We start from the raw sequence: 22,797 nt of genomic DNA on the forward strand, positions 1-22,797 counted from the left end.
CGGGCCGCCGTCGTGAGCACCGCACCCGGCAACAGCCGGACCTCTCCACGACCGGCCCACAACGGCACACAGTCAACGGCGTGCGGCGGGACAGGCCAAGAGCCCCCCCGCCGGGACACGCGTCGGTCAGCCGAGTCGGCGGGGCCCCACGGCCAACGGGACGCCCGTCCGCCTGCTCTGGGCCACGGACGCCGGGGAGTCGCTGCTCTTGGCCGCCTCCAGGGGGATCACGGGGGCACTGGCGACGGTGGGACGTCCGGGCGGGGGCGTGTAGCCGGGCAGGCGGAGAGCGCCCCACACGTACGGATCGGCCTGGGCGCTGCCGAACGTCGCCCAGGCCAGGCGGGACTTGCCGGTGCGGTCCTGGGTGTCGGAGTCGTAGACCATGATGTTGCCGGTCATCGCGGCGGGATGTGCCGCCGCGGGGAGGACGGCGAGCGGAATCTTCACCTCCACGGTGTATCCGGTGTAGGGCGCGCGCACGGTGGCGGCCCAGCGCATGCCGGGAGCGGTCTCCGCTGCCGGGCCCTGGTGATGGTCGGCGTCGCGGGCGGCGCAAGGGCCGCCGTCCGCTGTGAACGGGAGCACCGCGACCTTGAACGTGGTCGAGGTGTCGTCGGCCGTGCCGCGCGGATCGAGAGCGATCTCGACAGCGTCGGTGCGCCAGTGGCGCTTGCAGTCGTCCTCCGACAGGGCCGTGCCCTTGACGTTGTCGGTGACGTCGACCAGGACGTACAGGTCGTCGCCATAGCGGGACAGGCGGGCTGTGGCGGAGCAGTCGCCGGCCGACGCGCACTTCTCGCCCTGCCAGTGGGGCAGAGCCAGCGTCCGGCCCGGGTACTCGCCCGCTTCCGCCCTGCCGTCCAGAGACGGCCGACGGGTCACGGCAGGGACCGCGGTGGCCGGGGCGGCGGGGTAGTCGGGCTGGGCCCGGTTGGCCAGCCAGGGCATGCCTGCCTTGTCGGCCCAGGCGGCGAACTCCGCGTACAGCGGCCGCAGTCCGTCCTGCCGCATCACCGGTGCTGTCAGTCGCTTGCCGTGATCGGCGAGCACGGAGAACCACTCACAGCCCAGCTGGGAACGCGGGGTGGTGACGGTCGGGGGCAGGGAGGCGAATCCCTGGGTGCGGTAAAGGCGAGCGGCATTGCGCTCCTGCTGCGCCCACGTGGTGTCGTACCGCGGGGACCAGGTGCCCTGCCAGGCTCCCAGCTGCGGCAGCCCGGTGGCCGGGTCGCGAAGGTCGGCCTTGGCGCAGCCGGCTCCGGCCGGCCCCTTGAACAGCCAGTTCTGGGTGAGCAAACGGGAGGGGTGCCAGGGCCGGTAGCCCTCCCTGGTGATCTGCTCGGGGAAAGCCTCGGGAGCGCCGGCGAGTTGGAAGGCCTCGATGGCCGAACGGGCCGACAGCTGGTGTGCGCCGTGCTGGTCGAAGGGTCGTGGGTCCATGGTGACCACGGTCTGCGGGGTCGTGGCGCGGATCAGCCGGACCAGCCGCTCCAGGGTGTCCGGTTGCCGGGGCGGCCCGTCCCAGACCCTGCCGGTCAGCGGCGCGGAGAGTGTGTACCAGAAATCCGGCTTGTCGAGGTAGTAGACGTTGTGGATTCCGGCCCGTGCGACAGCCTGTCGTTCCTCTCCCTCCCGGATCAGTCCCAGCGCGGCGCCTTCCTCCGGACCGACCGCGTTGCCACCGCCTTCGCCGCGCGTGACCGTCGCCACCGCGATACTCATCCGCCGCTGCTCGTTCCACTGCCCGAACGTCGCCAGCGACTGGTACTCGTCGTCGGGGTGCGCACCGATGAACAGCACGTCAGTGTGAGCCGCGTCCTGGGCGCGGGGCTCGGCCCCAGCGGCCGGGGCACCTCCCAGCAACGGTCCGGTGGCCATCCCCAGCAGCACGGCCCCGGCCGTCAGGGCGGTACGCATTCCGTGCCCGGCCCCAAGGCGCTTGGTGTGGCCTCTCGGCCGTGATCTGAACGGATCGCGGATCACCGGCATGCGGCAGACTCCTCGGCGAAGGGATCATGGCGGTCCGCAATCTGCCCACCGGCATCAGACACCGCACGTCTGCCACGACCAAGCGACCCTGAAGAGTCGGAAGCAATCACCCGATCGACCCCATGGCCGCGGCGGTCGAGCCGGGCGCAGCTGAGTGCCAGGTTGATTTCCGGGGCGGCGGCACCCCGCTGCCATCGTTTCAGGGCTCCGATTCACCTCTTTGGTGCAATCGGAGGTGCCGGGGTATCGGTGCTTCTCCATCCTGAAGGCGACCTTGATGCCGGCCACGACTGGTCCGGCCCGTGCCCGCAGCGCTGGACGGTCGGCGCGCTTCAGTGAAGGGATCCTCCATGGCGAACGGCACCTTGACCATCAACGGCACCACCTACACGAACCCCAGCGGCTGCTACAACGTGGACGGCGACGTCGCGCAGATCACCTACGACACCGATGCCGCCATCACGGTGTACTCCGAACGCGACGGCAAGGGGGACTCCGTCACCCGCATCAGTGGCGGGCAGGGCACCATCAACACTTCGCCCGCGGGCAGTGTCGTCGTCGCCTGAAGGGGCAACGGACACCGGCGCCACGACGGGGGGGCTTGTGTCCCCCCTGCCGTCATGGCCGGCGCTTCAGCTGATGCGAGCTCCCGTGCCGCTGACCCGGACGCGCGGGTCACCCGAGCGCAGGGTCACCGTGAGTTCGCCAGGGCGGCCCAGGTCCTCGCCCTGATGCAGGGTGAGGACGGCGTCGTCGGGGACCAGGCCGAGTGCACGGGCGTACGCACCGAACGCGGCGGCCGCAGCGCCGGTTGCCGGGTCCTCGACGACGCCGCCGACGGGGAACGGGTTACGGACATGGAAGACGGTGGCCGACTCCCGCCACACCAACTGGACCGTGGTCAGGTCCAGGCGGTGCATCAGGGCTTCGAGGCGCGCGAAGTCGTACGCGAGATCTGCGAGGCGCGTGCGTGTCGCGGCCGCGAGAACGAGATGACGGGCGCCGGCGAACGCGACATGGGGCGGGAAGGCCGGGTCGAGATCGGCGGCTGGCCAGCCGAGCGCGGCGAGTGCCTCGGTGAGGTCGGTGTCGGCGATCTTCTCGATGTGCGGCTCGACACTGGTGAGTGTGGCCCTGACCGTCCCGCCCTCCTCGGCCACATTCACCGGCACGGTGCCGGCACGCGTCGCGAACACCAGCTCCCCGGGGCCTATCCGCTCGGCGAGTGCGATGGCGGTCGCGATGGTGGCGTGCCCGCAGAACGGCACCTCGGCCTTGGGGCTGAAGTAACGGATGCTGTACGTCCGTCCCTCCTGGCCGGCGAGGCCCTCTGGGGGCGCGGTCAGGAACGCGGACTCCGAGTAACCGAGGTCGGCGGCGATAGCCAGCATGTCACTGTCGTCCAGGGCGGTGGCATCCAGAACGACGCCGGCGGGGTTTCCGCCGTCGGGAGTGCTGGAGAAGGCGGTGTATCTGAGTACCTCGGGCCGGGGCGCATTCGTCGTCATGCTTCCGGCAACGCGAGGCGAGCCCGCGGCTATTCCGGGGTGGGACGGCTGGAAACCGGAGATCCCGCAGGAGGGACGATGAGGGCAGAGCCGGTGGCGTACGGCTGGTCGGCTGGTCACCCAGCGGCCGGTAAGCCCTCGGCTTCTTTGCAGCGGCACCCCCTTCGGCTGGGGTAGGACACCCGGCGCCTCACCGAATCGGGCTGTGTCGAGCCCGTGCAGATCTGCGGGGGCCTGCCTGCCGAGTCCGGCCGGGCGCCTATGCTGCACCGAGCGTCTCAAGATCATCTGAACGAAACTCACGGGGACATGAACAAGTACACAGTGACGGCCATCGGCCTCGTCCTTACCCTCGGCTTGGCCGCGGGCTGCGCTTCCTCCGACAGCGACGGCGACGGCCGCGGCTCCGCCACCGGGCAGAAGGGCGGCAGTTCGGCCGGCCAGGGCGGTGCGACGGCAGAGGGCCCCGCCTACAGCGGACCCGCGATACCCGGCCTTGCCGCCCGCCCCGCGTGGAGTCTGCCGCCCGCTGACGCCATCGACCTCGGTGGCACCCTTCTGTTCGTCAAGGATGCCCAGGGCACGTACGCCGCCGGTCGCGGGTACACGTGGGAGCCGACCGACGGATCGGTCGGAACCCTCCACTTCACCGACGACCCGGAACCGGCCACCTTGGAGTTCCGGGATGTGAAGACCGGGCAGGTGCGCAAGACCCTGAAGGTGAAGACCGATCGCGTGGCCGCCACGACCTGGCACGACGGCGTCCCGGCGGTCGCGGTGTTCGCCGGTGCCACGACGGAGTCGGACGGTCTGAGCGAGGAGAGGACCACCACCACGGTCACCGTCTACGGCGGTGACGGCACCGAACTGGGCAAGGCCACGATCGAGGGCGACGAGTTCGACGTCCACGAGGGGTACATCATCGAGCAGGAGGGCGACGAGAGTCTGAAACTCACGCCCGTTGACGGCGGCGCCGCCCGCAAGGTCACCTGCACCGGACAGCTGGCGAGGTGCACCTTCGACCCGCGCAACAACGAGATCGACGGTGGGCAGGCCCACGCGCCCTTGATCACCGGCAAGTACGCCTTCCACGTGGAGAACGCCTCCACCTACGAGGACGAGCCCGAACAACTCGTCATGACGGACCTCGCCACCGGCAAGAAGGCTTGGAGCACCGCGGACGTCACCCCGCCGGCGGGCGTGGAACTGGACGAGGACGGCAAGCGCACCAGCGGTGCCCTCCGGGTCCTCGACGTCCGCGACGGCCGTGTCCTCACCGCCTGGGGCGCGGGCGCGTTCTCTCCCGACACCTGGGTGACGGCGACGTACGACCTCACGAGCGGCAAACAGGTCGGCGGCTCCTCGAAGTACTCGTACGAGGACAGCCCCACCGACACCGTCAACACCGAGGGCTCCTCCGTCTTCACCCCCGACCACACCCTGGCCGCCGCTCACACGGAACAGGGCACCGCCGTGTGGCAGCCCGCCGACGGCAAGGAGATCTGGGCGCAGAAGGAGGGCGAGAAGGCGATGAACCCGCTGCGCTTCTCCCCGAACGGCATCCTCTACGGCTCCACGAAGGAGGACGGCTTCAGCCCGAGCGTGTTCCTCGCAGTCGACGGCCGTACCAAGAAGGTCCTCGCCAAGAGCCTGCCGGAGGAGAACATCCCACTCTTCTCGCAGCCGTCGGGGTACGGCCACATCAGCACGGAGAAGGGCTTCTTCGTCTTCCCGGCCCAGGACTAGCTTCGATTCCCAACCCATTGCCACGGCAGCCTCGTTGGTTCCCTGTACTGCCACCCTGAATGTGCTCACCGGCTCCGCCCGAGGCCGCGCGGTCGGCCTCGGACTCCAACCGGAGCCGGAGCGTGATCCGGGGCGCGGGGTCCGGGCGTCGGGGGAGATCATGGGCCATGCCCTTCGACGACTGGTACCTGACGGACGACCTCACGGAATACCTGGCCCGCGCCGGCGGCTTCCTGCGTTCCCGGCCGGACCGGCACACCGTGCACCTCACCGTGACGGAGAACCTCCGCCTCCGCGGCGGACGGCACTACGGCGACGCCCCGCCCGAGTTCGGGGTGCTGGAGGCGGACGGCGCCGTGCGGGCGGCCTTCTTCCGCACCCCGCCGCACCCGCTCGTGGTCACCTCACTGACCGAGGAGGAGGCCGACGGCCTCGCCCGCCGGCTGGCCGCGGCCGGGCGCATGCCCGGCGGCGTCAACGCCGACCGCGAGACCGCCGCCGCTCTCGCCGCGGCATGGGAACGGCACACCGGCGCTCGGTCCGCTCTGTACAAGCGCCAGCGCCTCTACAGGCTGGGGGAGTTGACCGTGCCGCAGCCGGTGCCGCCGGGCCGGGCCAGGGCGGCCGGAGCCGCGGACCGCGCGCTGATGGCGCGCTGGTACGCGGAGTTCTGCGCCGAGGTCGGCGAGCAGGCCGGCCGCGAGCCCGGACACTGGGCCGACGACCGGGTGGCGCGCGGTGACCTGCTGTTCTGGGAGACTCCCGACGGCACTCCTGTCTCCATGGCCGGCACGTCTCCCCGGGTCGCCGGGCAGATCCGGGTGGTCGCCGTGTACACCCCGCCGCAGTCGCGCGGCCGCGGCTACGCGGGTGCCGTCACCACCGAGGCCAGCCGTGCCGCACGGTCCTCCGGGGCGGACGAGGTGCTCCTGTTCACCGACCTCGCCAATCCGACCAGCAACGCCCTGTACCAGCGCATCGGATACCGGCCGGTGTCCGACTTCGCGATCCACCTCTTCGGCGACCGGAACCGCCCCGTTCCGGGCTGAGCCGGACCTGCGGCGGCTGCTGTGTACAACCAACTGGGTTCTTCGGTAGTCATGATCACTGGCATGGCCGTCCGCCGTTACCCGACTCGACCAGAGGACCGAATGAACCCATCCAGACGCGCGGTCGCCACGGCCGCCGTGCTTTCCAGTGCCGGCACGCTGCTGAGCACGGCAGTCATGCCCGCCGCTGCCGCGACCTCCTGTGCTCCACCGGTGTACAAGCGGCAGTTCTATGCGAACGCCACGTTCTCCGGCACTCCGAAGAAGACAGACTGCGACAGCGCAATCGACCAGGACTGGGGCACGGGTGCTCCGGCCTCAGGTCTACCGAAGGACAACTTCGGCGTCCGCTGGAGCGTGACGCGGGACTTCGGTTCCGGCGGACCCTTCTCGTTCGCCGCCGCCGCGCAGGACGGTATCCGCGTCTACCTCGACGGCAAACTGAAGATCGACCTGTGGAAGAGCGTTTCGAAGACGCAGAAGAAGAGGGTCGACCTGACGCTGTCGAAGGGCACGCACACCCTCCGCGTCGACTATGTCAACCGCGACGGCTCGGCGGACGTCGCCTTCACCTACACTCCCCGCACCTCCGCCGATGTCGACAAGGTCAAACCCCTTGCCCCGACGGGGGCTTCCGCGACGTACGCCAAGACAACCGGCAAGGCCAAGCTCACCTGGGCAAAAAGCAAGGAGATGGACCTCGCCGGCTACCGCGTCTACCGGCGACTGAAGGGCGCGCCGTTCGACGGCAAGCCGCTGGCGACGACCACCGCCACCTCCTACACCGACGTGCCCCCGCAGAGCGGCGAGACCTTCTTCTACGAGGTCCGTGCCTACGACAAGGCCGGAAACGAGTCCACCGGCAGCGCCGACCAGGCGGTGACGCCCCCGGACACGACCCCGCCGGCACAGGTCACGGGAGTGACGGCGGAAGGTACGACCGCGGGCAACGCGGTGCGCTGGCAGGCCTCCGCCGACGCCGAGTACTACGAGGTGTTGGCCGCACCCGACGGCGAAGCTGATCCCGACGGGCCGACCACGATCTTCGGCACCTCCTACAACGACGCATCCGCGATCGCCGGGAACACCGTCACGTACCGTATCCAGGCCGTCGACGCGTACGGGAATGTCTCTGCCGTGTCCGAGTCGGTCGCCGCAACCCGCCCCGGCCCGGGCGACTCGGCGGCCCCCACCGGTGTGAGAGGCATCCCGCGAGACGGCTCGACCGACCTCACCTGGGACTACTCGACGGACGGCGCCCAGTACGGTTACCGCGTCTACCGACGCACCGCCGCGTCCGCCGCCTGGTCGCGACTCGGCGACGCGGCGACGACGGCCACCCGCTTCCCCGAGACGGAGGCGCCGGCTGGGACCGTGGACTACTACGTGGTCACTCTCGACGCCCAAGGCCACGAGTCCGCACCCTCCGCCGTCGTCACCGTGGACAGGGAGACTCCGGCCACGCCGACCGCGCCCGCGCCGCCAACTGTCGTGCTGTCCGCTCCGTACACCGAATGCACGACCAACGATTGTGCCGCCCACGGCGGCACCGGCGTTCCGCTCACCATCACTTTGAAGCACGACAGGTTGGTCAGCGGCTACACCTACCTCTTCAGGGAGGATGGCAACGGCTACCGGACCACCGACCAGCCGACGATCACCTGGACGCCGCCCAGGTCCGGCTTCTACGTCTTCGAGGTGCGAACGCTGGACTATTACGGTCGTCCGGGCCCGTTCACCAGTATCAGTTTCAAGGTCGGGTGACTGGTGGCAGTGACGGTCTGAACCGCCGCACGACCGTGCTGGACCAGAGGTGTTCCTCTCCGGCCGTACCGCCGACCGTCGACTCCGGTCCCTTGAGGATCATCGCCGGACATCCACCAGCCCGGCGGCAAGGCCGGCACCTCCCCGTTCATCGGCGGGGCGGTCGGCCACGGCATCGGATCGGCCGAGGGCGCTCACACGACGGCGGCGCCGACGACGTCGACGTCGAGGTCGGGCAGGTCGAGCGAGCAGATGCGCGCGGCTTCGTCGGCGGGTAGCCCGAAGTGCCGGAGCAGCCCGCGGACGACCAGGTCGGCGGAGGTGGCGTCGTCGCGGTCGGGCTGCGCGTGCAGCAGTGAGCCCAGGGCCAACTGCGCGCCGACCGTCATCGCCAGGGCCAGGTCCAGGTCTTCCACCTCGAACCGTCCGGCGGCCGCGGCGGTGCGGATGTCGCGCAGTGCGCGCGGGGCCAGGCCGCGGTCGGAGTGGGCCACTTCGAGGCCGTGGTGGAGCAGGACGCGGCTGAGCTGGGGGTAGCGTCGGTGCAGGCGGCCGGTCATCCGGAAGCTCTGTGCGTAGGCGACCGCCGGGTCGTCGAGGTCCGCGGTGAGCTGGTCCATGAGCCCGCCGAACCACTCCAGGGCCTCCTCCACCGCGACGCGGAAGAGGTCCTCCTTGCTGTCGAAGTGGTTGTAGAAGGACCCGACACCGACGTCCGCGAGTTCGGTGATCTCCAGCACCGCGACATCGGTCCGCCCCTCGGCCAGCAGCCGCTGTGCCGCGCACACCAGCGCGGTCCGCGTCCGTGCCCTCCGCTGGTCGGCGCGCCGGCGCGCGGTCTTGTCGGCCATCGAAGTCCTCCATCCCCTACTTGGTTCACCCGCACTTTAGCCGTCTCCTCTGAAGGTTTCGTCAGATCTATTGACTGACATCAGTGTCGGAAGTGACGATTTCTTCAGTACTCCTCGGTAACTCCTCAGCCGGGTGACCGTCACCGTGCGCACGAGAAATGGGCCGCGAGATGAGCAAGCCGGCACCCCGGGACGCCGGGACCGCCGAGACGGCGTGGCCGAAGTCCGCTTCGCCAGCGCGGCCGCCCTGCTCGCCATGCCGCTGCACATGAGGGAGGTCTACCTCGACGAGCAGAACCTCTTCGAACGCGTCCTCGGCCAGCTCACCGTCCCCGGCGGCGGCCGCTGGTGGACCGACGGCCACGACGACGCCGTGGGTCACCGCACCGTCCTTCTGCTGCGCCGGCGCCGCGGGGTGCGGGGCCGGGTGTTCCGGCGGTACGTCCACGACCGCATCGGTCCCGCGCTGCACCAGGCCGGCGCGCGCGACCTGCGGACGTACACCTTCGTCCCCTGGTCGCCGTACATGCATCCCACGCCCGGTGTCTGCCACGACAACCCGGTCTTCCGCCGCTACCACGCCAGCGTCGTGATCGGAGCCGACAGTCGAGGCGCGATGGACGAGCTGCTGCAGTCCGAGCGGGTCGCCGGGATCGTCCACGACCAGCACACGGCCCTGACGGCCGTTCACGCCTACACCGTCGAGGGGAGCGTGCCGGTCGTCGGGATCGCCGCCGCGGCCGCCATGCGGGGACCGAAGTCCTCCGGGGTGTCCCCTCGCTCCTCGGCGCTCCTCGGCGAGAACGCGGGCGCCGTCCCCGATGGCCTACGGCCCTGAGCTGTGCCAGTGCTCCCAGGACGACGGCAAGCCGCGTGGTCCTCAGCCCCTGGCACGCCCTGGAGGCTCACCGGGCTCCATCTCGCGCTCCCGCCGTGCCGCCTGCTCCGCCTCCAGCCACTTCCGCCACAGTTCCCACGGCATCGAGCCGCAGGAGCCGCCCGACATCGCGCTCAGGCCGCCGCCACGGCGTATGCCACCGCAGCCAGGGCCGGCACGGTGGCGGGCAGGGCCCGTACCAGCGGGTCGCCGTGGCGCAGGTGTACCACGGCTGCCGCAGCCGTCAGCAACGCCAGACCCGCCGCGGCGGCCACGCCGAGCGGGACGTACACCAGTCCCAGCAGCAGCCCGGCGGCCCCGGCGGTCTCCAGTGCCCCGACGACGCGGTAGAAGCCGGGTGTCATGCCGAGGTGGGACGCCGCCTGGCGCATGACCGGCACGGCGGCGATCTTCGCCGCTCCCAGCGGCAAGAAGACGAGAGCCAGGACGACGGCGAGAGTGATCTGTGCCGTTCTCATGCCTCGTCGGTCCTTTGGCTGCGGCGCGCGGCGCCCAGCCGAGCGAAGTAGTCGATGAGATCCGGGTTGTCGACCGCCGCGGGGTTGACGACCTGTTCGGCCGGGGCGCCCTGGAGGAGCCGTTTGACGGGGACTTCGAGTTTCTTGCCGGTGCGGGTGTGCGGGATGCCCGGGACTTCGAGGATCTCGTCGGGGACGTGACGGGGGGAGGCCCCGGTGCGGACCGCCTCCTTGATCTTGTCGCGGAGTGCGTCGTCCAGGGTCACTTCCGCGGCGGGGACCACGAACAGCGGCATCCAGTAGCCGCCGTCGGGTTCCTCCGCGCCGATGACCAGGGCCTCGGTGATCTCGGGGAGGCGTTCGACGGCGTCGTGGATGTCGGCGCTGCCCAGGCGGACACCGTTGCGGTTCAGCGTGCTGTCGGAGCGGCCGTGGACGATCACCGAGCCGTGACCGGTGACCGTGATCCAGTCACCGTGCCGCCAGACGCCTGGGTAGGAGGAGAAGTAGGCGTCGCGGTAGCGGGTGCCGTCCGGGTCGTTCCAGAAGTACAGGGGCATCGATGGCATGGGGCGGGTGACGACCAGCTCACCGACCTGGTCCACGGTCGGCCGGCCCTCGCCGTCGTACGCGGCCAGCGCCACGCCCAGGTGCGGTGCCGACAACTCACCTGCCCAGACCGGTGTGTTGGGTGCGCTGCCCGCGAAGCCGGACACCACGTCCGTGCCGCCGCTGATGGACGCGAGCAGGGCATGGTCGCCGACGTGATCGCGGACCCAGGGGTAGGCGGAGGCCGGCAGGGCAGAGCCTGTGCAGCCGACCACACGGATCGACGACAGGTCGTGCCGGGAGGGATCGATGCCGAACTTGGCCATGCCCAGCAGGTACTGGGGGCTGGTGCCGAAAACCGTCACCCGGTGGCGCGCGGCCAGTTCCCACAGGACGTCCGGCTTGGCGAAGGGGGCCGGGCTGCCGTCGTACGTGCAGGTCGTGGCACCGGTCAGGAGGGTGGAGGCGACCAGGTTCCACATCATCCAGTGCGTGGTGGTGTACCACAGCAGGCGGTCGCCGGGGCCGAGGTCGGAGTGCAGGCCCAGGGTCTTCAGGTGCTCCAGCAGGACGCCGCCGTGGCCGTGGACGATGCCCTTGGGCAGGCCGGTGGTGCCGGAGGAGAACACGACCCACAGAGGGTGGTCGAACGGCACCGGCGTGCAGGTGAGTTCCTCGGCGCGGGTGGAGGCGTCCTCCCACGGGACGACCAGCGACGGGTAGGTCTCCGACGGCCACGGCAGGCCCACATGGTCGACCAGCAGCGCCGCCTTCAACGAGGGCAGGGATCGGGCCAGTTCGAGGGCGGCGTCGCGGCGGTCGTGGCTGGTGCCGTTGAAGAGGTAGCCGTCGGCGGCGATCAGGACGGTGGGTTCGAGCTGGGCGAACCGGTCGGCGGCGGCCTTGGGGGCGTAGTCCTGTCCGCACACCGACCACACGGCGCCGAGGCTCGCGGCGGCCAGGAAGGCGACGATCGCGTGCGGGGTGTTGGGCAGGTAGCCCACGACCCGGTCGCCCTGTCCGACCCCCAGGTCTTGCAGGGTCGCGGCCACCGAGGCGACCTGGGACCGCAGGCGGCCCCCGGTCACCTCGTACCCGGAGCCGGTCTCGTCGAGGGCGAGGATCGCCACGTCGTCGTCGGCGAGGTCGCGCAGCGCGTGGTGGGCGTAGTTGAGGGTGGCACCGGTGAACCAGCGGGCACCCGGCATGGTCTCCTCGGCCAGCACCTGCTCGTACGGGGTGTCCGCGTCGACGCCGAAGTACTCCCATACCGCTCCCCAGAAACCCTCGAGATCGGTGACCGACCAGTGGTGCAGTGCGGCGTAGTCGGTGCCGTCCACTCCGGCGTGGCGGGCGAAGTCCATGATGCGGCTGGAGGCGACTGTCTCCGGATCGGGTGTGAAGAAGGGGTCCGGCGTTGTCATCGTGCTGTGCTCCTCAACAGGCTCTCGGCAGCGTGCCGTGGGGAATGTCGTGCGGTGTGCAGGAGGGGGGCCCAGGTGGCGGTGGCCGTGAAGGCGTGGCCGCCGGACGGGACGACGTCCATCACGACCCGGTCCGGCCGCAGCAGTACGGCGTCCGCCCGCCCTTCGCGCAGCCACGCAGCGAGCCGGCCGTCGTCGCCGAGACCGGTCACGAGGACGGTCCGGGCACCGAGGCCGTCGGCGACCGCCTGCAGCGCGGGGGACAGCGGTACGGCCGTCACCACGGCGAAGGAGTCGCCGAGCAGGTCGTCCAGGCGGGTGCGGCGGCCGTGGGCGCTCACCCACGGCTGCGGGCAGAAGCGACCGCCGAGGCCACGGCCGACCCCGCGGACCCGGCGGCGTACGAGTGGCCCGGAGACCAGGGCGGGACTGAGGTCACGGGCGGCCGCCGTGCTCAGCCCGGGGACGCGGAACGCGGCACCCAGCACGCCCCGCCGGATGGCGGCAGCGCCGTCCTGGCCGCCGGTCATGGCCCACCCCATGGCCACCGCGAGTCGAATCACGTGGCGGGCGTGCGGCTTGCGCTCGCTTTCGTACGTGTCCAACAGGCCTTCGTCTGCTCCCTGCTGAAGGACACGAGCGAGCTTCCAGGTCAGGTTGCAGGCGTCGCGCAGGCCCGCGCACAGCCCCTGCCCGATGAACGGTGGGGTGAGGTGGGCGGCGTCGCCGAGGAGGAAGACGCGGCCCCGGCGCCAGCGATCGGCGATCCGCGCCCGGAAGGTGTACTGGGCCTGGCGCAGCACCTCGAAGTCGGCGCCGGGCGCGAGATCCACCCACGGAGCGACCAGTTGCCGTAGCCGCTCGTCGGCCGGCTCAAAGTCGTCCTCGAGCCGGAACTCCCAGCGGTAGCGGTCATCGCTGATCCGCATGAACGTCGCCGGCCGTCGCGGATCACAGATTTGTTCGACGCCTTCCCAGCAGCGGACCGGGAGGCTTGTACGCACGTCGATGACCGTCCAGCGTTCCTCGAAGCGCAGGTCCTCCCACACGGCGCCGATGGCCTCACGGGTGAGGCTGTTGGCGCCGTCGCAGCCGAGGACGGCGACCGCACGCACCACATGTGCGCCCTCGTCGTCGCGGTAGGTCACGCGGACCGGACCGCCGCCGTTCTGCTCGATGCCGACGACCTCGACCCCGCCGCGCAGCTCGCACTCCGGGGCGCGGGCCAGGGCGTCGCGCAGCACCCGCTCCAGCTCGGGCTGGTCGAACATGCTGGTCTGCGGGAAGCCGTGGGCCCCTTGCGCGGCGCGCGGGAACTCGGCCATCACCCGGTGCCGGGCGTCCAGCAGCCGCAGCCCCCGCGCGGGGCGGGCGATCACGGCGAACTCCTCGTGGACTCCTGCGGCCTGGAGGATACGGCGCACCTCGTCGTCGGTGGCGACGGCGCGCGGCAGGGGATAGACGTCGTGGTGGCGTTCGAGGACGACGGTCCTCACCCCGCGCCGGGCCAGGAGGAGGGCGGCGGTCACACCCACGGGCCCGGCGCCGACGATCACCACGGGTACTTCTGCCGAGTTGTGCTCGACGGTCATGTGCGGCTCGCTTCGGGTCTCAGTGCGCGTCGGCCACGGGCGTGCGCTGCTCGCCCAGGTCGATCCGGCCGTCCGGGGTGGCGATGGTCGCGGTCACCACATCGCCGTGCCGCAGGTAGTGGGGGTTCTTCGCCTGACTCTTGAAGAACGCGTTCCACTTCACCGCGGGCGGCAGCAGTGCGCCGATCTTCTCGACCGGCTTGGGCGGTGCCTTGAGGGCCGTGCCGCCGGGCGTACCGGTCAGCAGCAGGTCCCCGGGGTCGAGGGTCTGGAAGCGGGCCAGCAGGGTCAGCGCCTGCGCCGGACGGACGATCATGTCGGCGAGGGTGCGGTCCTGCCGCAGCTCCCCGTTCACCGACAACCGCAGCCGCAGATCGAGGAGATGGGTGAAGTCCTCCGGCTCCAGCAGGGTCAGGTACGGGCCGGTCGGCGTGAACGTGGGGTACGACTTGCTCTCGTAGAACTGCGTCTTGGTCAGCTGTACGTCACGGGCGCTGACGTCGTTGGTGATCACCAGCCCCGCGACGTACGACGGCAGGTCCCGCTCCTCGACGACGGTGCCGACGCTGAGCGGTGCACCCATGACCAGACCGAGTTCGATCTCGTAGTCCAGGAACCTCACATGCGACGGCCGGACGATGCTCTCGTGCGGTCCGCTCACGGACCCGGACGCCTTGCGGAAGAACGCGGGCGGGATGTCGCCCGTGAAGCCCGAGTCGCGGGCGTGGCTACGGTAGTTGACCATCTGGGCGACCACCCGGCAGGGCGTGGTCACCGGGGAGAGCGCCACCACGTCGGCGACGGGTGTGCCCGTCGCGCCCGAGGCCGCGGCCTCCTCGACGGCGGTCCGGTCGGCCAGCAGCTCGGCGGTGGTGACGGCCTTGGTGTCGACGGGAACGGCGCGGTCGCCGTTGACGACCCACCAGCCGTCGGCGGTGCGCAGGACGTTGGTGCTCATGTCGGTTGCCTTCGGTAGGGGAGAGGAGGGGATCGGGGGTCAGGAGTTGGCGGCCTTCAGCAGGCCCACCAGGCGCGCCGCGTCCATCTCGTTGTCGCCGCGCAGGGCCTGGACGACATCGCGAACGCGTTGCGGGGAAGGGCTGGCGCCGAGGAAGTCACGGGTGGCCGGCGGGCCCCACTGGGCCAGACCGCTCGTCGACATGGGCGCCCACCCGGGCTCCACGTCGCAGGAGAACAGGTCGCCGTCGGCGAAGTGCTCCAGCATGAAGTGGTCGGGGTCGCGCCAGTAGTCGAAGAGCTGGCTGCCCTGGATGTGCCGGCCGATTCCCCAACTGCGCTTGTAGCCGCGCTCGGCCAGGTACTCACCGCCGGCGGCGATCGAGTCCAGATCGGTCACCTGGTAGGCGGAGTGGACATAGCCGGTGCCCGGCCCCAGGTGCATCGCCAGCGTGTGGTGGTCCACGGCCACGGTGCCCTGGTCGCAGCGGATGAAGGCCATCGTCGGGCCCCGGTCGCGCTGCCCGTCGAGGAACAGGAAGTCGGACACGATCATGCCGAGCGTGTCCAGGTACCAGTCCAGGGCCCGGGCGAACACGCGGGTCTCCAGCACCACGTGCCCCAGGCGCTGGATGCGGGAGGGTTCGCGCGGCGGGCGCTGCGTGGCGTTGATACGGCGGTGATCCTTGCCGAAGTTGAGCGGCAGCGGCTGCTGCTCGGGCAAAGCGGGCAGTTCCTCGCCGCAGTGCACCACGCGCACCGGGAAGCCCGAGGGGTCGAGCAGGTTGACCGCCTTGCCGCCGCCCGGCACGTCCGCGTCCCGTACGGCCATGCCCGTCGCCCGGGCCAGCCGGTCCAGGTCGGCCCGTTCGGCCGCGCGGAACGCCGGGCCGATGAAGCGGGATGCCCGACCGCGTCGGATCACCATGCAGGGCGAGCCCGCGAAGGTGCCGCGCAGCCAGAGCTCCCGCTCCGTGCGGGCGGCGATCCCGAACCCGAAGTCGCGGGCGAAGACCTCCGCACGGTCCAGATCGGGCTTCTCGAACTCCAGCCAGGCCAGGTCGGCGACCTTGACGACGGGGTTCCGCGACCGCCCGGGGTGTTCGCCGCGCAGGGCGCCCTGCTGACTGTGGAGGTCCTGGTGGGCCGTCCTGACCGGGCGGCCGGCTGCGTCGACGTGGGTTTCGGACATGGTGTCCTCCAAGCAACATCGCTGTAATGAGGAAATCATCAGCTTTGACTCTTCGATCGTCAATAGCTGATCGCGGTGAAGTTGACGAATTCATCAGTGATGCCCCGACCGAATACACTGATCGAATCATCAGAACTGTGGCATGATGGGGTCCATTGGTAGACTCGCGCGTATGCCCACGTCAGCCCCGCCCCGCAACCGCTTCGAACGGCGCCGCGCCGAGACCCGTAAGGCGCTCGTCCGCGCGGCCCGGCAGATACTCGCCGAGACCGGTGACACCAGCGCGAGCATCCAGGCGATCGCCGAGCGCGCGGACGTCGGCTTCGGCTCCTTCTACAACCACTTCGAGTCCAAGACGGAGCTGTTCGACGCGGCGGTGCGGGACGCACTCGAAGAACTCGGCCAGACCTTCGACGAGCACCTTCAGGACGTCGACGACCCCGCGGAACTCGTCGCGGCCGGCATCCGCCTCAGCGCTCGCCTGGCCGACTCCCGGCCCGAGCTGATGCAGGTGCTGCGCCACCGCGGCCTCGGCTACATCCACGCGGACTCGGGCCTGGCCCCGCGCGCCCTGCGTGACATGGAGGTCGGCGTCGCCTCCGGCCGGTTCACCGTCACCGATCCGACCGTCGCGGTGACCGCCCTGGGCGGTTCCCTGCTGGCACTGGTCGAACTGCGGTTCGCCCGGCCCGAACTCGACGGCGACGAGGCCGCGTCCAACCTGGCCGAGATGCTGCTGTGCATGCTGGGCGTCCCGCCGGAGGACGCCCGCGATGTCGCCCGGCGCCCCCTGCCCGACCTCGACTGACAAGGGGCCGGCCGTCATGCCCAAGCCTGCCGTCCGCACTGCCGCGCGTGAACCACTGCGCCGTAACTCGCGCTCCAACCGGGCCCGCATCCTCGCCACCGCCCGGCAGGAGCTGGGCCGTAACCCGGACGTGACCCTGGAGGAGATCGCGCGGGCCGCCGGAGTGGTCCGCCGTACGCTCTTCGGGCACTTCCCGGGGCGCGCGGCCCTGCTGGAGGCTCTCGCCGAGGAGGCGTCCGAGGCCCTGCGCGGCATCGTGACAGGGGCGCCGGACGCCGAGGAGACACCCGAGCGCGCCCTGGCCCGGTTCGTTCTGTCGGTCTGGCCCGTGGGTGACCGCTACCGGCTGCTCCTCGCGCTCGCCCGCCAGGACCTGGGCACCGAGCGGGTCACCGAGATCCTCGCGCCCGCCCGCGAGGAGGCCACCGCCATCCTCGATCGAGGCCAGCGCGCGGGCGTGTTCCACGACCACCTGCCCGCGTCGGTGCTGAGCGCCGCCCTGGAAGCCCTCACCCTCTCCCTGCTGGAGAGCGTCAACTCCGGGGCGTGGGAGGACGACGGCACGCGTACGGCCGTGGCCACGCTGATCGCGGCGGGCGTGTCCGACGAGGCGGCGACTGTGGTCGTCAAGGGCATGGCGCCGGAGAAGCCGGCCGGCGCATCCGAAGCCTGATCCTGACACGCCACCCCGAGGCTTCACGCGGCGGCCGTCGAGTCGGGACGGAAAGTGACCGCCGTACCGGTGAAACGGGCGTCGATCCCGCTCTCTGACGTGGTGATCGACCGCAGGCGCAGCCCCTTTGGGATGTTCCGGAGCGGGACGGGCTCTGCGAGGGCCTTGTCCAGCAGCGCCTTCACGGGAGGGATCAGCTCGCCCTGGGGGACGCGCAGGTCGGTGAAGGCGACGCGGCTGCCGGAGGCCGCCGAGACGGCCGCGCCCACGGTCACGTCGCCGGCGAGCGGCAGGCCGGCCGTCACCTTGACGCGGCCCGTCCCGTCACCCGGTGAAACGTCCACGCCGAGGGCGGCGGACAGGTCCTCGTACGACAGGAAGGCGGTCGCCTCGACGCTGTGCGCATGGGCTTCGTCGGAGCTCCCGGAGGTCTTCAGTCCGTCGAGGCCGACGGTCAGCTTCGTCACCGGCAGAAGCCGTGTCGTGCCGCTCGCGGGTATGTCGTGGGCGGTGATCTCGACGTGCCGGAGGCTGCCGTCGGCCAGCTGGGTCAGTATGGGAAAGCCGCTGACGTGCACCGACGGCCGCTCCGGCGTCCCCATGCCCTCCTGGAACGCCTCCGCCGTGCGGCTCTCCGTGCGTGCGGTGGCAACGCGGTCGACGACCACGGCGCCGACCAGCAACGCCGCCAGGGACAGGGCGGCGATGACCTTGCGCCGCCTGTTCGGTGCCGGGGGGCTCGTGTATACGGCGGCGTCACCGTACTGCTCCTCGTGCAGGGGCTCCTCGTCGTGATGGGACTGGTACACGGGGTTCCTTCCGGCTTTTTCGTTCGGCTTGTCCAGTGGTGCGCTCAGGCGCCGACGGGCTCGGGACGGCTGAGCCCACGGACATGTGCGGTGGCGAGGGCGTCGTCCGCGCCCACCGCGATCAGGGCGACGGCCGCGCTGTGCGTGCCGTCGTCGCTCCAGGTACCGGCGTTCACGCACTCCAGCAGGGCCAGCAGCAGCCCTTCGAGCGCGCGGCTGAGCGGCTCGGGCGGGACGCTGGTCCGGAAGACACCCTGCCGCTGCCCGCGCTCGATGATCGCCGCCGCCATGGTGCGGGCCGGAGCCAGGATCGCGTCGACGCGCTCCGCTCCCAGGTCCTGGGGCGCGAGTCTGAGCAGCGTGCGGTAGCGGTCGCCGACGGGCCACAGGGCCTGGACGAAGCGCGCCAGGGCGGTGACGGCGTCGCAATCGGGGACCGCCACGTCTCTCAGGGCCTGGCGGATCGCCTCCGCGGCGTCCGCGGCGAGCCCCTCGACCAGTGCGGACCGGCCGGCGAAGTGGTCGTACACGGTACGGCGCACCACGCCGGCGGCTTCGGCGATGTCGGTGAGGCTGCTGTCGGGATCGCGGCCGAGTTCCTGCCTCGCCGCTTCGAGGATGCGGGCCCGGGTGAGCTGTGTCTGGCGGCGGCCGCCGCCTGTGACGTGTGGGTCGGTCATGTCGGGACCTCCGGTCGACGGGGGAGGACGGCCCGATACTTGCACATCGATGGGCAAGAAACTAGTCTGCACATCGTTGGGCAAATAACTGCTCCGCAGCGCCGTGGCCGGTGCCCGCGCTGCTCCCGCGGGCCCGTGCGGCCCCGCACCTCATCCCTCCGCTTCGCCCTGAGGAAGTCCCGATGCCGCTCCTTGTCACCACACCCGCCGAGAAGATGACGGGCCCCTACTCACGACGCTGGTGGGCCCTGCTGGTGCTCTGCCTGAGCCTGCTGATCGTCGTCATGGCGAACACGTCGCTCATCGTGGCGGCGCCCGACATGACCAAGGACCTGGGCCTGTCCAGCAGCGACCTGCAGTGGGTCATCGACGGCTACACCGTTCCGTACGCCGCGCTGATGCTGGTCCTCGGCGCGATCGGCGACAAGTACAGCCGCCGTGGGGCGCTCATCCTCGGACTTCTGATCTTCGCGGGCGGTTCGGTGATGGGCGGCCTGGTCGATGAGACCGGCCTGGTCATCACCGCCCGCGCGATCATGGGCGTCGGCGCGGCGGTCGTCATGCCGGCCACGCTGTCCCTGCTCGTCGCGATGTTCCCGAAGCGTGAGCGGGCGCGTGCCATCACCGCCTGGAGTGCCACCTCCGGCCTCGCCATCGCCGCCGGCCCGCTCGCCGCCGGCTGGCTGCTCCAGGACCACGCCTGGGGCTCCACCTTCCTGATGAACGTCCCCATCGCGGTGCTCGGCGTCGCCGGCGCCCTGCTGCTGGTTCCGCCGTCGAAGGCGGAGGAGATGGGCGCGATCGACTACGTCGGCGGCCTGCTCTCCATCGTCTCCATCGGTTCCCTGGTCTACGCGACCATCGAGGGCCCGCACTTCGGCTGGGGCACGGGCCCGATCACCGCGGCCGTGGTCGCCGGCACCGGCCTCGTGGCCTTCGTCGCCTGGGAACTGCGCCACCCAACCCCATGCTGGACGTACGCAAGTTCAAGGAGCGCCCCTTCAACGGCTCCATGCTCGCGGTGCTGTTCTTCTTCTTCGGCACCTTCGGCTCGATCTACTACTCCACCCAGTTCCTGCAGTTCGTCATCGGCTACGACGCGCTGGAGACCGGCGTACGACTGCTGCCGCTGGCCGGAGCCGTCTTCCTCGGCGCCGCGGTGACCGGCCGGCTGGCTCCGAAGCTGGGCGTGAAGCAGGTGGTGGGCACCGGCATGGTGATCGGCACGGCGGGCGTCGTCCTGCTCACACAGATCGAGTCGGGCTCGACGTACACCGACTTCCTGGCGCCGCTGCTGCTGCTCGGCTTCGCGATCGGCCTGAGCCTGTCCCCGGCCACCGACACCATCATGGACTCCTTCCCCGAATCGGAGCTGGGCGTCGGAGGCGGCGCCAACGACACCGCGCTGGAACTCGGCGCCTCCCTGGGTATCGCCATCCTCGGCTCCATCCTCGCCACGTCCTACAAGGACAAGCTGACCGACCTGGTCGGCAGCCACCTCCCGGCCATCGCTATGGACACGGCCAAGGACTCGGTGGGCGGCGGCCTCGCGGTCGCCGAGCAGGTCGCGAAGAACCCGAACGGCGGCGCCCGGCAGGCCCAGACCCTCGTGGAGGCGGTCCACGAGTCCTTCGCCCACGCCATCGCCCACACCAGCCTCGTCGGCGCGATCATCATGGCCGCCGGAACCCTGATCGTCATTGCGGTTCTGCCCGGCCGCAAGGCCACCGGCAAGCACCGCTCGGTCGAGCAGGTCGCCGCGGAAGCCGACCGGGACCAGGAGTACGCGGACTCCTCTCAGTAACCCGCGCCGCACCTCCAGGGAACGCTGCCCGGCCTCGTCCGCAGAGGCCGGGCAGCAGTGCTCGGCCGACCTGGCCTACCGGCTCGTACGGCGTAACGCCGTTCTCGCGGACGCCACCACGGACAGCCTCGTGTCCCGTGCCGCGCACGAGCTGAGCGCCAGCGCGGACAGGCTGATCGCCGACGTGGCCGAGGGCCTGCGCGGCGAGGTCCCCGAACTGTGTCCGCCACAACGTGACGGGCGTACGCCTCCGTGCCGGCGACGGTACAGAAGACGAACTGCTCACCGACCTGGTCATCGACGCCTCCGGACGGTCCACCCACACACCCCAGTGGCTCGTCAGGCTGGGCATCACCGGCCTTGCACAGGACGAGATCGACTCCGGCCTGGCCTACGCCAGCCGCATGCATCGCGCTCCCGTCCCCACCCGCAACTGGCCCATGGTGGGCGTGCGAGCCGACCCGCGTCTGCCCCAGCCCGGCAACGCAGGCGTCATCCTTCCGATCGAGGGTGACCGCTGGCACGTCAGCCTCATGGGCGCCCCCGGCGGGCAACCGACCCGTGATGCGGACGCCTTCGAACCCTTCGCACGCACCCTGCGCCACCCCCTTCTGGCCGGCCTCCTCGCTCCGATGCCGAGCAGACCGCCGATGGGATATCGCGCGCTCCAGAGCGGATGCCAGGGAGGTGGCGGAGGGTCTCGGATACGGAGAGGAATCGCTCACGCAACCGTTCCTGGTACTGCGAGATCAAGGGTGCTCAACTTGAGGGTGCCCCCGGGTGGGATGGCCCGAACCGGCAGTGATGGGGACGCAGGGTGGGCATGATGGCCTTGTGCATGAAGAACTGGTACTGCGGTTACGCGGGGTGTGGGAACAGACCGAACGACCCGATACGGCGCTGATCGGTGCCGCGCTCGCACCGTTCGGCGCCGAGCTGGTCGCCGTGACCGGCCTGGAGCCGGGTGACGTCCGGCTGTTGATCGCGGTTCCTGACACGGCCGACCTGATCGCCGTCGGGACCGCGGTGGCGGACGCGCTGGCCCTTCCGTCACCCAGGATCACCTTCGAGCGGGAGACACCGGCTGAACGGGGAGTCGCCGGGCGCGGTTACTACTGTTCCTGCGGCGGAGTGGACGGCGATCACACGGAAGAATGCCCGAGGGCGCGAACGTGAGCTGGCGGCCGCCCGTGCCGATGGGCTACCTGGAGAGCATTCAGTCGGTCGGTGGGGTAGCCGCCCCGTTGCTCGCCGGAGGCAGCTTCACACTGGCGGTGCTGGCGCTGCAGTCGTCGGTCCCAGGCCCCGTAGCCGTCAGCCGGTGGCCGGACGCGTCGCTGGCCTTGTTCGTCGCGGCCGGCCTGCTGCAGATCGCGACCGTCCAGGCGACGGCATGGACCCGACGCTACATGTGCACGCCGGGGGACCTTCTGCAGTGGTTCCCCGGCGAACAGACGGACGGCGTTCCGAGCCGGTTCCTGCTCGGTATGCAGCAGAGTCACCTGGTGCAGGCCCACCGGTGGGCGACCGCGGCGCGCGGCTTCTACCACGCCGGGATCATCGCTCTGCTCACCGGACTATCCGTCGCCTGCGTGCCGCGAGGCCATCTCACCGGCGCCCGCTGGGTGGTCCTCGCCGTCTGTGCGACAGGCGTCGCCGGCGAGTTCGCCTGGCTGTTCAGGGCCGTCTTCCTCGATCGCGGCAATCGGCGCGAGGCCGGGCTCCATCTGGCCGTGCTGCTCGCCACCACAACGGCGGCAACCGCGCCCGTCATCTGGCACGGATGGCCTGTACTCGGGGCATGCGCAGTGTGTCTGCTCATCTGCCTGCTCTCCCTCGTCCGGCGCCGTTGGGTCACCTCGGCCCCGCTCACCCCGACCTCGCTCACCTCGGCCGTGAGCCTCGGTCTGGGGGCGATCACCTTGTTCCTTCCGATACCTCAGCCGATCGTCATCACCGTCCTGACACCCGCGTTCTTCCTCGGGGGCCAGGCATTCGTCGCCGTCGTCCGCCGCCAGCGAGCGCTGGGCGCGGTATAGACGC

The 22,797-nt window shown here is 70.8% G+C and carries 19 protein-coding genes and 1 pseudogene; 10 read left to right on the plus strand and 10 right to left on the minus strand.

Annotated features, from left to right (window positions below; translation table 11 throughout):
• Positions 1-126: 126 nt before the first annotated feature.
• Complete coding sequence (locus tag ACZ4U1_RS14710; protein ID WP_467903278.1) at positions 127-1,920, minus strand: sugar-binding protein; 1,794 nt, start codon at positions 1,918-1,920, stop codon at positions 127-129.
• A gap of 422 nt (positions 1,921-2,342) precedes the next feature.
• On the opposite strand from ACZ4U1_RS14710, the gene ACZ4U1_RS14715 reads away from it, so the two are divergent.
• Positions 2,343-2,558 carry a hypothetical protein gene (locus ACZ4U1_RS14715; RefSeq protein ID WP_467903279.1) on the plus strand — a complete coding sequence of 72 codons (216 nt, stop codon included), beginning with the start codon at positions 2,343-2,345 and terminating at the stop codon, positions 2,556-2,558.
• A gap of 66 nt (positions 2,559-2,624) precedes the next feature.
• Here ACZ4U1_RS14715 and ACZ4U1_RS14720 read toward each other — a convergent pair whose 3' ends face one another.
• Positions 2,625-3,500, minus strand: coding sequence for a PhzF family phenazine biosynthesis protein (locus ACZ4U1_RS14720; RefSeq protein ID WP_467903281.1), 876 nt, complete (start codon positions 3,498-3,500; stop codon positions 2,625-2,627).
• Between the two features lie 309 nt (positions 3,501-3,809).
• Here ACZ4U1_RS14720 and ACZ4U1_RS14725 point away from each other — a divergent pair, with 309 nt between their 5' ends.
• The 3 genes from ACZ4U1_RS14725 to ACZ4U1_RS14735 all read left to right on the plus strand — a co-directional run bounded on the left by ACZ4U1_RS14725 (position 3,810) and on the right by ACZ4U1_RS14735 (position 8,059).
• Positions 3,810-5,246 carry a hypothetical protein gene (locus ACZ4U1_RS14725; RefSeq protein ID WP_467903282.1) on the plus strand — a complete coding sequence of 479 codons (1,437 nt, stop codon included), beginning with the start codon at positions 3,810-3,812 and terminating at the stop codon, positions 5,244-5,246.
• Between the two features lie 167 nt (positions 5,247-5,413).
• Entirely contained in the window at positions 5,414-6,295 is an 882-nt protein-coding gene (locus ACZ4U1_RS14730) for a GNAT family N-acetyltransferase (RefSeq protein WP_467903283.1), read from the plus strand.
• Between the two features lie 63 nt (positions 6,296-6,358).
• The gene (locus tag ACZ4U1_RS14735) at positions 6,359-8,059 is read left to right on the plus strand and encodes a fibronectin type III domain-containing protein (RefSeq protein ID WP_467903284.1); all 1,701 of its coding nucleotides are present in this window, start codon (positions 6,359-6,361) and stop codon (positions 8,057-8,059) included.
• Positions 8,060-8,253: 194 nt separating this feature from the next.
• Here ACZ4U1_RS14735 and ACZ4U1_RS14740 read toward each other — a convergent pair whose 3' ends face one another.
• Positions 8,254-8,910, minus strand: a complete 657-nt coding sequence (locus tag ACZ4U1_RS14740; protein ID WP_467903285.1) for a TetR/AcrR family transcriptional regulator — start codon at positions 8,908-8,910, stop codon at positions 8,254-8,256.
• Positions 8,911-9,124: 214 nt separating this feature from the next.
• Here ACZ4U1_RS14740 and ACZ4U1_RS14745 point away from each other — a divergent pair, with 214 nt between their 5' ends.
• Positions 9,125-9,748 (plus strand): hypothetical protein, encoded by a 624-nt coding sequence (locus ACZ4U1_RS14745; protein ID WP_467903287.1) that lies wholly within the window; start codon positions 9,125-9,127, stop codon positions 9,746-9,748.
• A gap of 173 nt (positions 9,749-9,921) precedes the next feature.
• Here ACZ4U1_RS14745 and ACZ4U1_RS14750 read toward each other — a convergent pair whose 3' ends face one another.
• From ACZ4U1_RS14750 to ACZ4U1_RS14770, 5 genes are read right to left on the minus strand one after another with little or no spacing between them, the layout of a single operon-like run.
• Complete coding sequence (locus tag ACZ4U1_RS14750; RefSeq protein WP_467903288.1) at positions 9,922-10,266, minus strand: DoxX family protein; 345 nt, start codon at positions 10,264-10,266, stop codon at positions 9,922-9,924.
• Complete coding sequence (locus ACZ4U1_RS14755) at positions 10,263-12,239, minus strand: acetoacetate--CoA ligase (RefSeq protein WP_467903290.1); 1,977 nt, start codon at positions 12,237-12,239, stop codon at positions 10,263-10,265. Before ACZ4U1_RS14755 ends, ACZ4U1_RS14750 begins: the two co-directional genes overlap by 4 nt.
• On the minus strand, positions 12,236-13,831 hold the full coding sequence (gene mhpA / locus ACZ4U1_RS14760; RefSeq protein ID WP_467903292.1) for a bifunctional 3-(3-hydroxy-phenyl)propionate/3-hydroxycinnamic acid hydroxylase MhpA: 1,596 nt from the start codon (positions 13,829-13,831) through the stop codon (positions 12,236-12,238). Before mhpA ends, ACZ4U1_RS14755 begins: the two co-directional genes overlap by 4 nt.
• Before the next feature lie 19 nt (positions 13,832-13,850).
• On the minus strand, positions 13,851-14,789 hold the full coding sequence (locus ACZ4U1_RS14765) for a fumarylacetoacetate hydrolase family protein (protein ID WP_467903294.1): 939 nt from the start codon (positions 14,787-14,789) through the stop codon (positions 13,851-13,853).
• Positions 14,790-14,828: 39 nt separating this feature from the next.
• Positions 14,829-15,980: a VOC family protein gene (locus ACZ4U1_RS14770; protein ID WP_467903296.1), complete on the minus strand. Its 1,152-nt coding sequence runs from the start codon at positions 15,978-15,980 to the stop codon at positions 14,829-14,831.
• Positions 15,981-16,152: 172 nt separating this feature from the next.
• Between ACZ4U1_RS14770 and ACZ4U1_RS14775 the strand changes: the two genes are divergently transcribed.
• Entirely contained in the window at positions 16,153-16,788 is a 636-nt protein-coding gene (locus ACZ4U1_RS14775) for a TetR/AcrR family transcriptional regulator (protein WP_467903297.1), read from the plus strand.
• A 16-nt stretch (positions 16,789-16,804) separates the two neighbouring features.
• Positions 16,805-17,461, plus strand: a complete 657-nt coding sequence (locus ACZ4U1_RS14780) for a TetR/AcrR family transcriptional regulator (protein WP_467903299.1) — start codon at positions 16,805-16,807, stop codon at positions 17,459-17,461.
• Between the two features lie 23 nt (positions 17,462-17,484).
• On the opposite strand, the gene ACZ4U1_RS14785 is transcribed toward ACZ4U1_RS14780, so the two are convergent.
• Both ACZ4U1_RS14785 and ACZ4U1_RS14790 read right to left on the minus strand, forming a co-directional pair.
• Positions 17,485-18,270 carry an LmeA family phospholipid-binding protein gene (locus ACZ4U1_RS14785; protein ID WP_467903300.1) on the minus strand — a complete coding sequence of 262 codons (786 nt, stop codon included), beginning with the start codon at positions 18,268-18,270 and terminating at the stop codon, positions 17,485-17,487.
• A 44-nt stretch (positions 18,271-18,314) separates the two neighbouring features.
• On the minus strand, positions 18,315-18,950 hold the full coding sequence (locus ACZ4U1_RS14790) for a TetR/AcrR family transcriptional regulator (RefSeq protein WP_467903301.1): 636 nt from the start codon (positions 18,948-18,950) through the stop codon (positions 18,315-18,317).
• Between the two features lie 182 nt (positions 18,951-19,132).
• On the opposite strand from ACZ4U1_RS14790, the pseudogene ACZ4U1_RS14795 reads away from it, so the two are divergent.
• The 3 genes and pseudogenes from ACZ4U1_RS14795 (at position 19,133) to ACZ4U1_RS14805 (ending at position 22,793) form a co-directional block, all read left to right on the plus strand.
• A pseudogene (locus ACZ4U1_RS14795) lies at positions 19,133-20,754 on the plus strand (MFS transporter).
• Between the two features lie 780 nt (positions 20,755-21,534).
• Positions 21,535-21,930, plus strand: a complete 396-nt coding sequence (locus ACZ4U1_RS14800) for a hypothetical protein (protein ID WP_467903303.1) — start codon at positions 21,535-21,537, stop codon at positions 21,928-21,930.
• Positions 21,909-22,793: a hypothetical protein gene (locus ACZ4U1_RS14805; protein ID WP_467903305.1), complete on the plus strand. Its 885-nt coding sequence runs from the start codon at positions 21,909-21,911 to the stop codon at positions 22,791-22,793. Before ACZ4U1_RS14800 ends, ACZ4U1_RS14805 begins: the two co-directional genes overlap by 22 nt.
• The last annotated feature ends 4 nt before the right edge of the window (positions 22,794-22,797 follow it).

It is taken from the genome of Streptomyces sp. NPDC028928 (genome assembly GCF_055564915.1).

Excerpts from the sequence above, each read along its gene's own strand:
- ACZ4U1_RS14750 (WP_467903288.1), bottom strand. The coding sequence starts at position 10,266 with ATGAGAACGGCACAGATCACTCTCGCCGTCGTCCTGGCTCTCGTCTTC.
- ACZ4U1_RS14730 (WP_467903283.1), top strand. The coding sequence starts at position 5,414 with ATGCCCTTCGACGACTGGTACCTGACGGACGACCTCACGGAATACCTG.
- ACZ4U1_RS14725 (WP_467903282.1), top strand. The coding sequence starts at position 3,810 with ATGAACAAGTACACAGTGACGGCCATCGGCCTCGTCCTTACCCTCGGC.
- ACZ4U1_RS14715 (WP_467903279.1), top strand. The coding sequence starts at position 2,343 with ATGGCGAACGGCACCTTGACCATCAACGGCACCACCTACACGAACCCC.
- ACZ4U1_RS14780 (WP_467903299.1), top strand. The coding sequence starts at position 16,805 with ATGCCCAAGCCTGCCGTCCGCACTGCCGCGCGTGAACCACTGCGCCGT.
- ACZ4U1_RS14755 (WP_467903290.1), bottom strand. The coding sequence starts at position 12,239 with ATGACAACGCCGGACCCCTTCTTCACACCCGATCCGGAGACAGTCGCC.
- ACZ4U1_RS14720 (WP_467903281.1), bottom strand. The coding sequence starts at position 3,500 with ATGACGACGAATGCGCCCCGGCCCGAGGTACTCAGATACACCGCCTTC.
- ACZ4U1_RS14735 (WP_467903284.1), top strand. The coding sequence starts at position 6,359 with ATGGCCGTCCGCCGTTACCCGACTCGACCAGAGGACCGAATGAACCCA.
- ACZ4U1_RS14775 (WP_467903297.1), top strand. The coding sequence starts at position 16,153 with ATGCCCACGTCAGCCCCGCCCCGCAACCGCTTCGAACGGCGCCGCGCC.
- ACZ4U1_RS14790 (WP_467903301.1), bottom strand. The coding sequence starts at position 18,950 with ATGACCGACCCACACGTCACAGGCGGCGGCCGCCGCCAGACACAGCTC.
- ACZ4U1_RS14765 (WP_467903294.1), bottom strand. The coding sequence starts at position 14,789 with ATGAGCACCAACGTCCTGCGCACCGCCGACGGCTGGTGGGTCGTCAAC.
- ACZ4U1_RS14740 (WP_467903285.1), bottom strand. The coding sequence starts at position 8,910 with ATGGCCGACAAGACCGCGCGCCGGCGCGCCGACCAGCGGAGGGCACGG.
- ACZ4U1_RS14770 (WP_467903296.1), bottom strand. The coding sequence starts at position 15,980 with ATGTCCGAAACCCACGTCGACGCAGCCGGCCGCCCGGTCAGGACGGCC.
- mhpA (WP_467903292.1), bottom strand. The coding sequence starts at position 13,831 with ATGACCGTCGAGCACAACTCGGCAGAAGTACCCGTGGTGATCGTCGGC.
- ACZ4U1_RS14805 (WP_467903305.1), top strand. The coding sequence starts at position 21,909 with ATGCCCGAGGGCGCGAACGTGAGCTGGCGGCCGCCCGTGCCGATGGGC.
- ACZ4U1_RS14710 (WP_467903278.1), bottom strand. The coding sequence starts at position 1,920 with ATGCGTACCGCCCTGACGGCCGGGGCCGTGCTGCTGGGGATGGCCACC.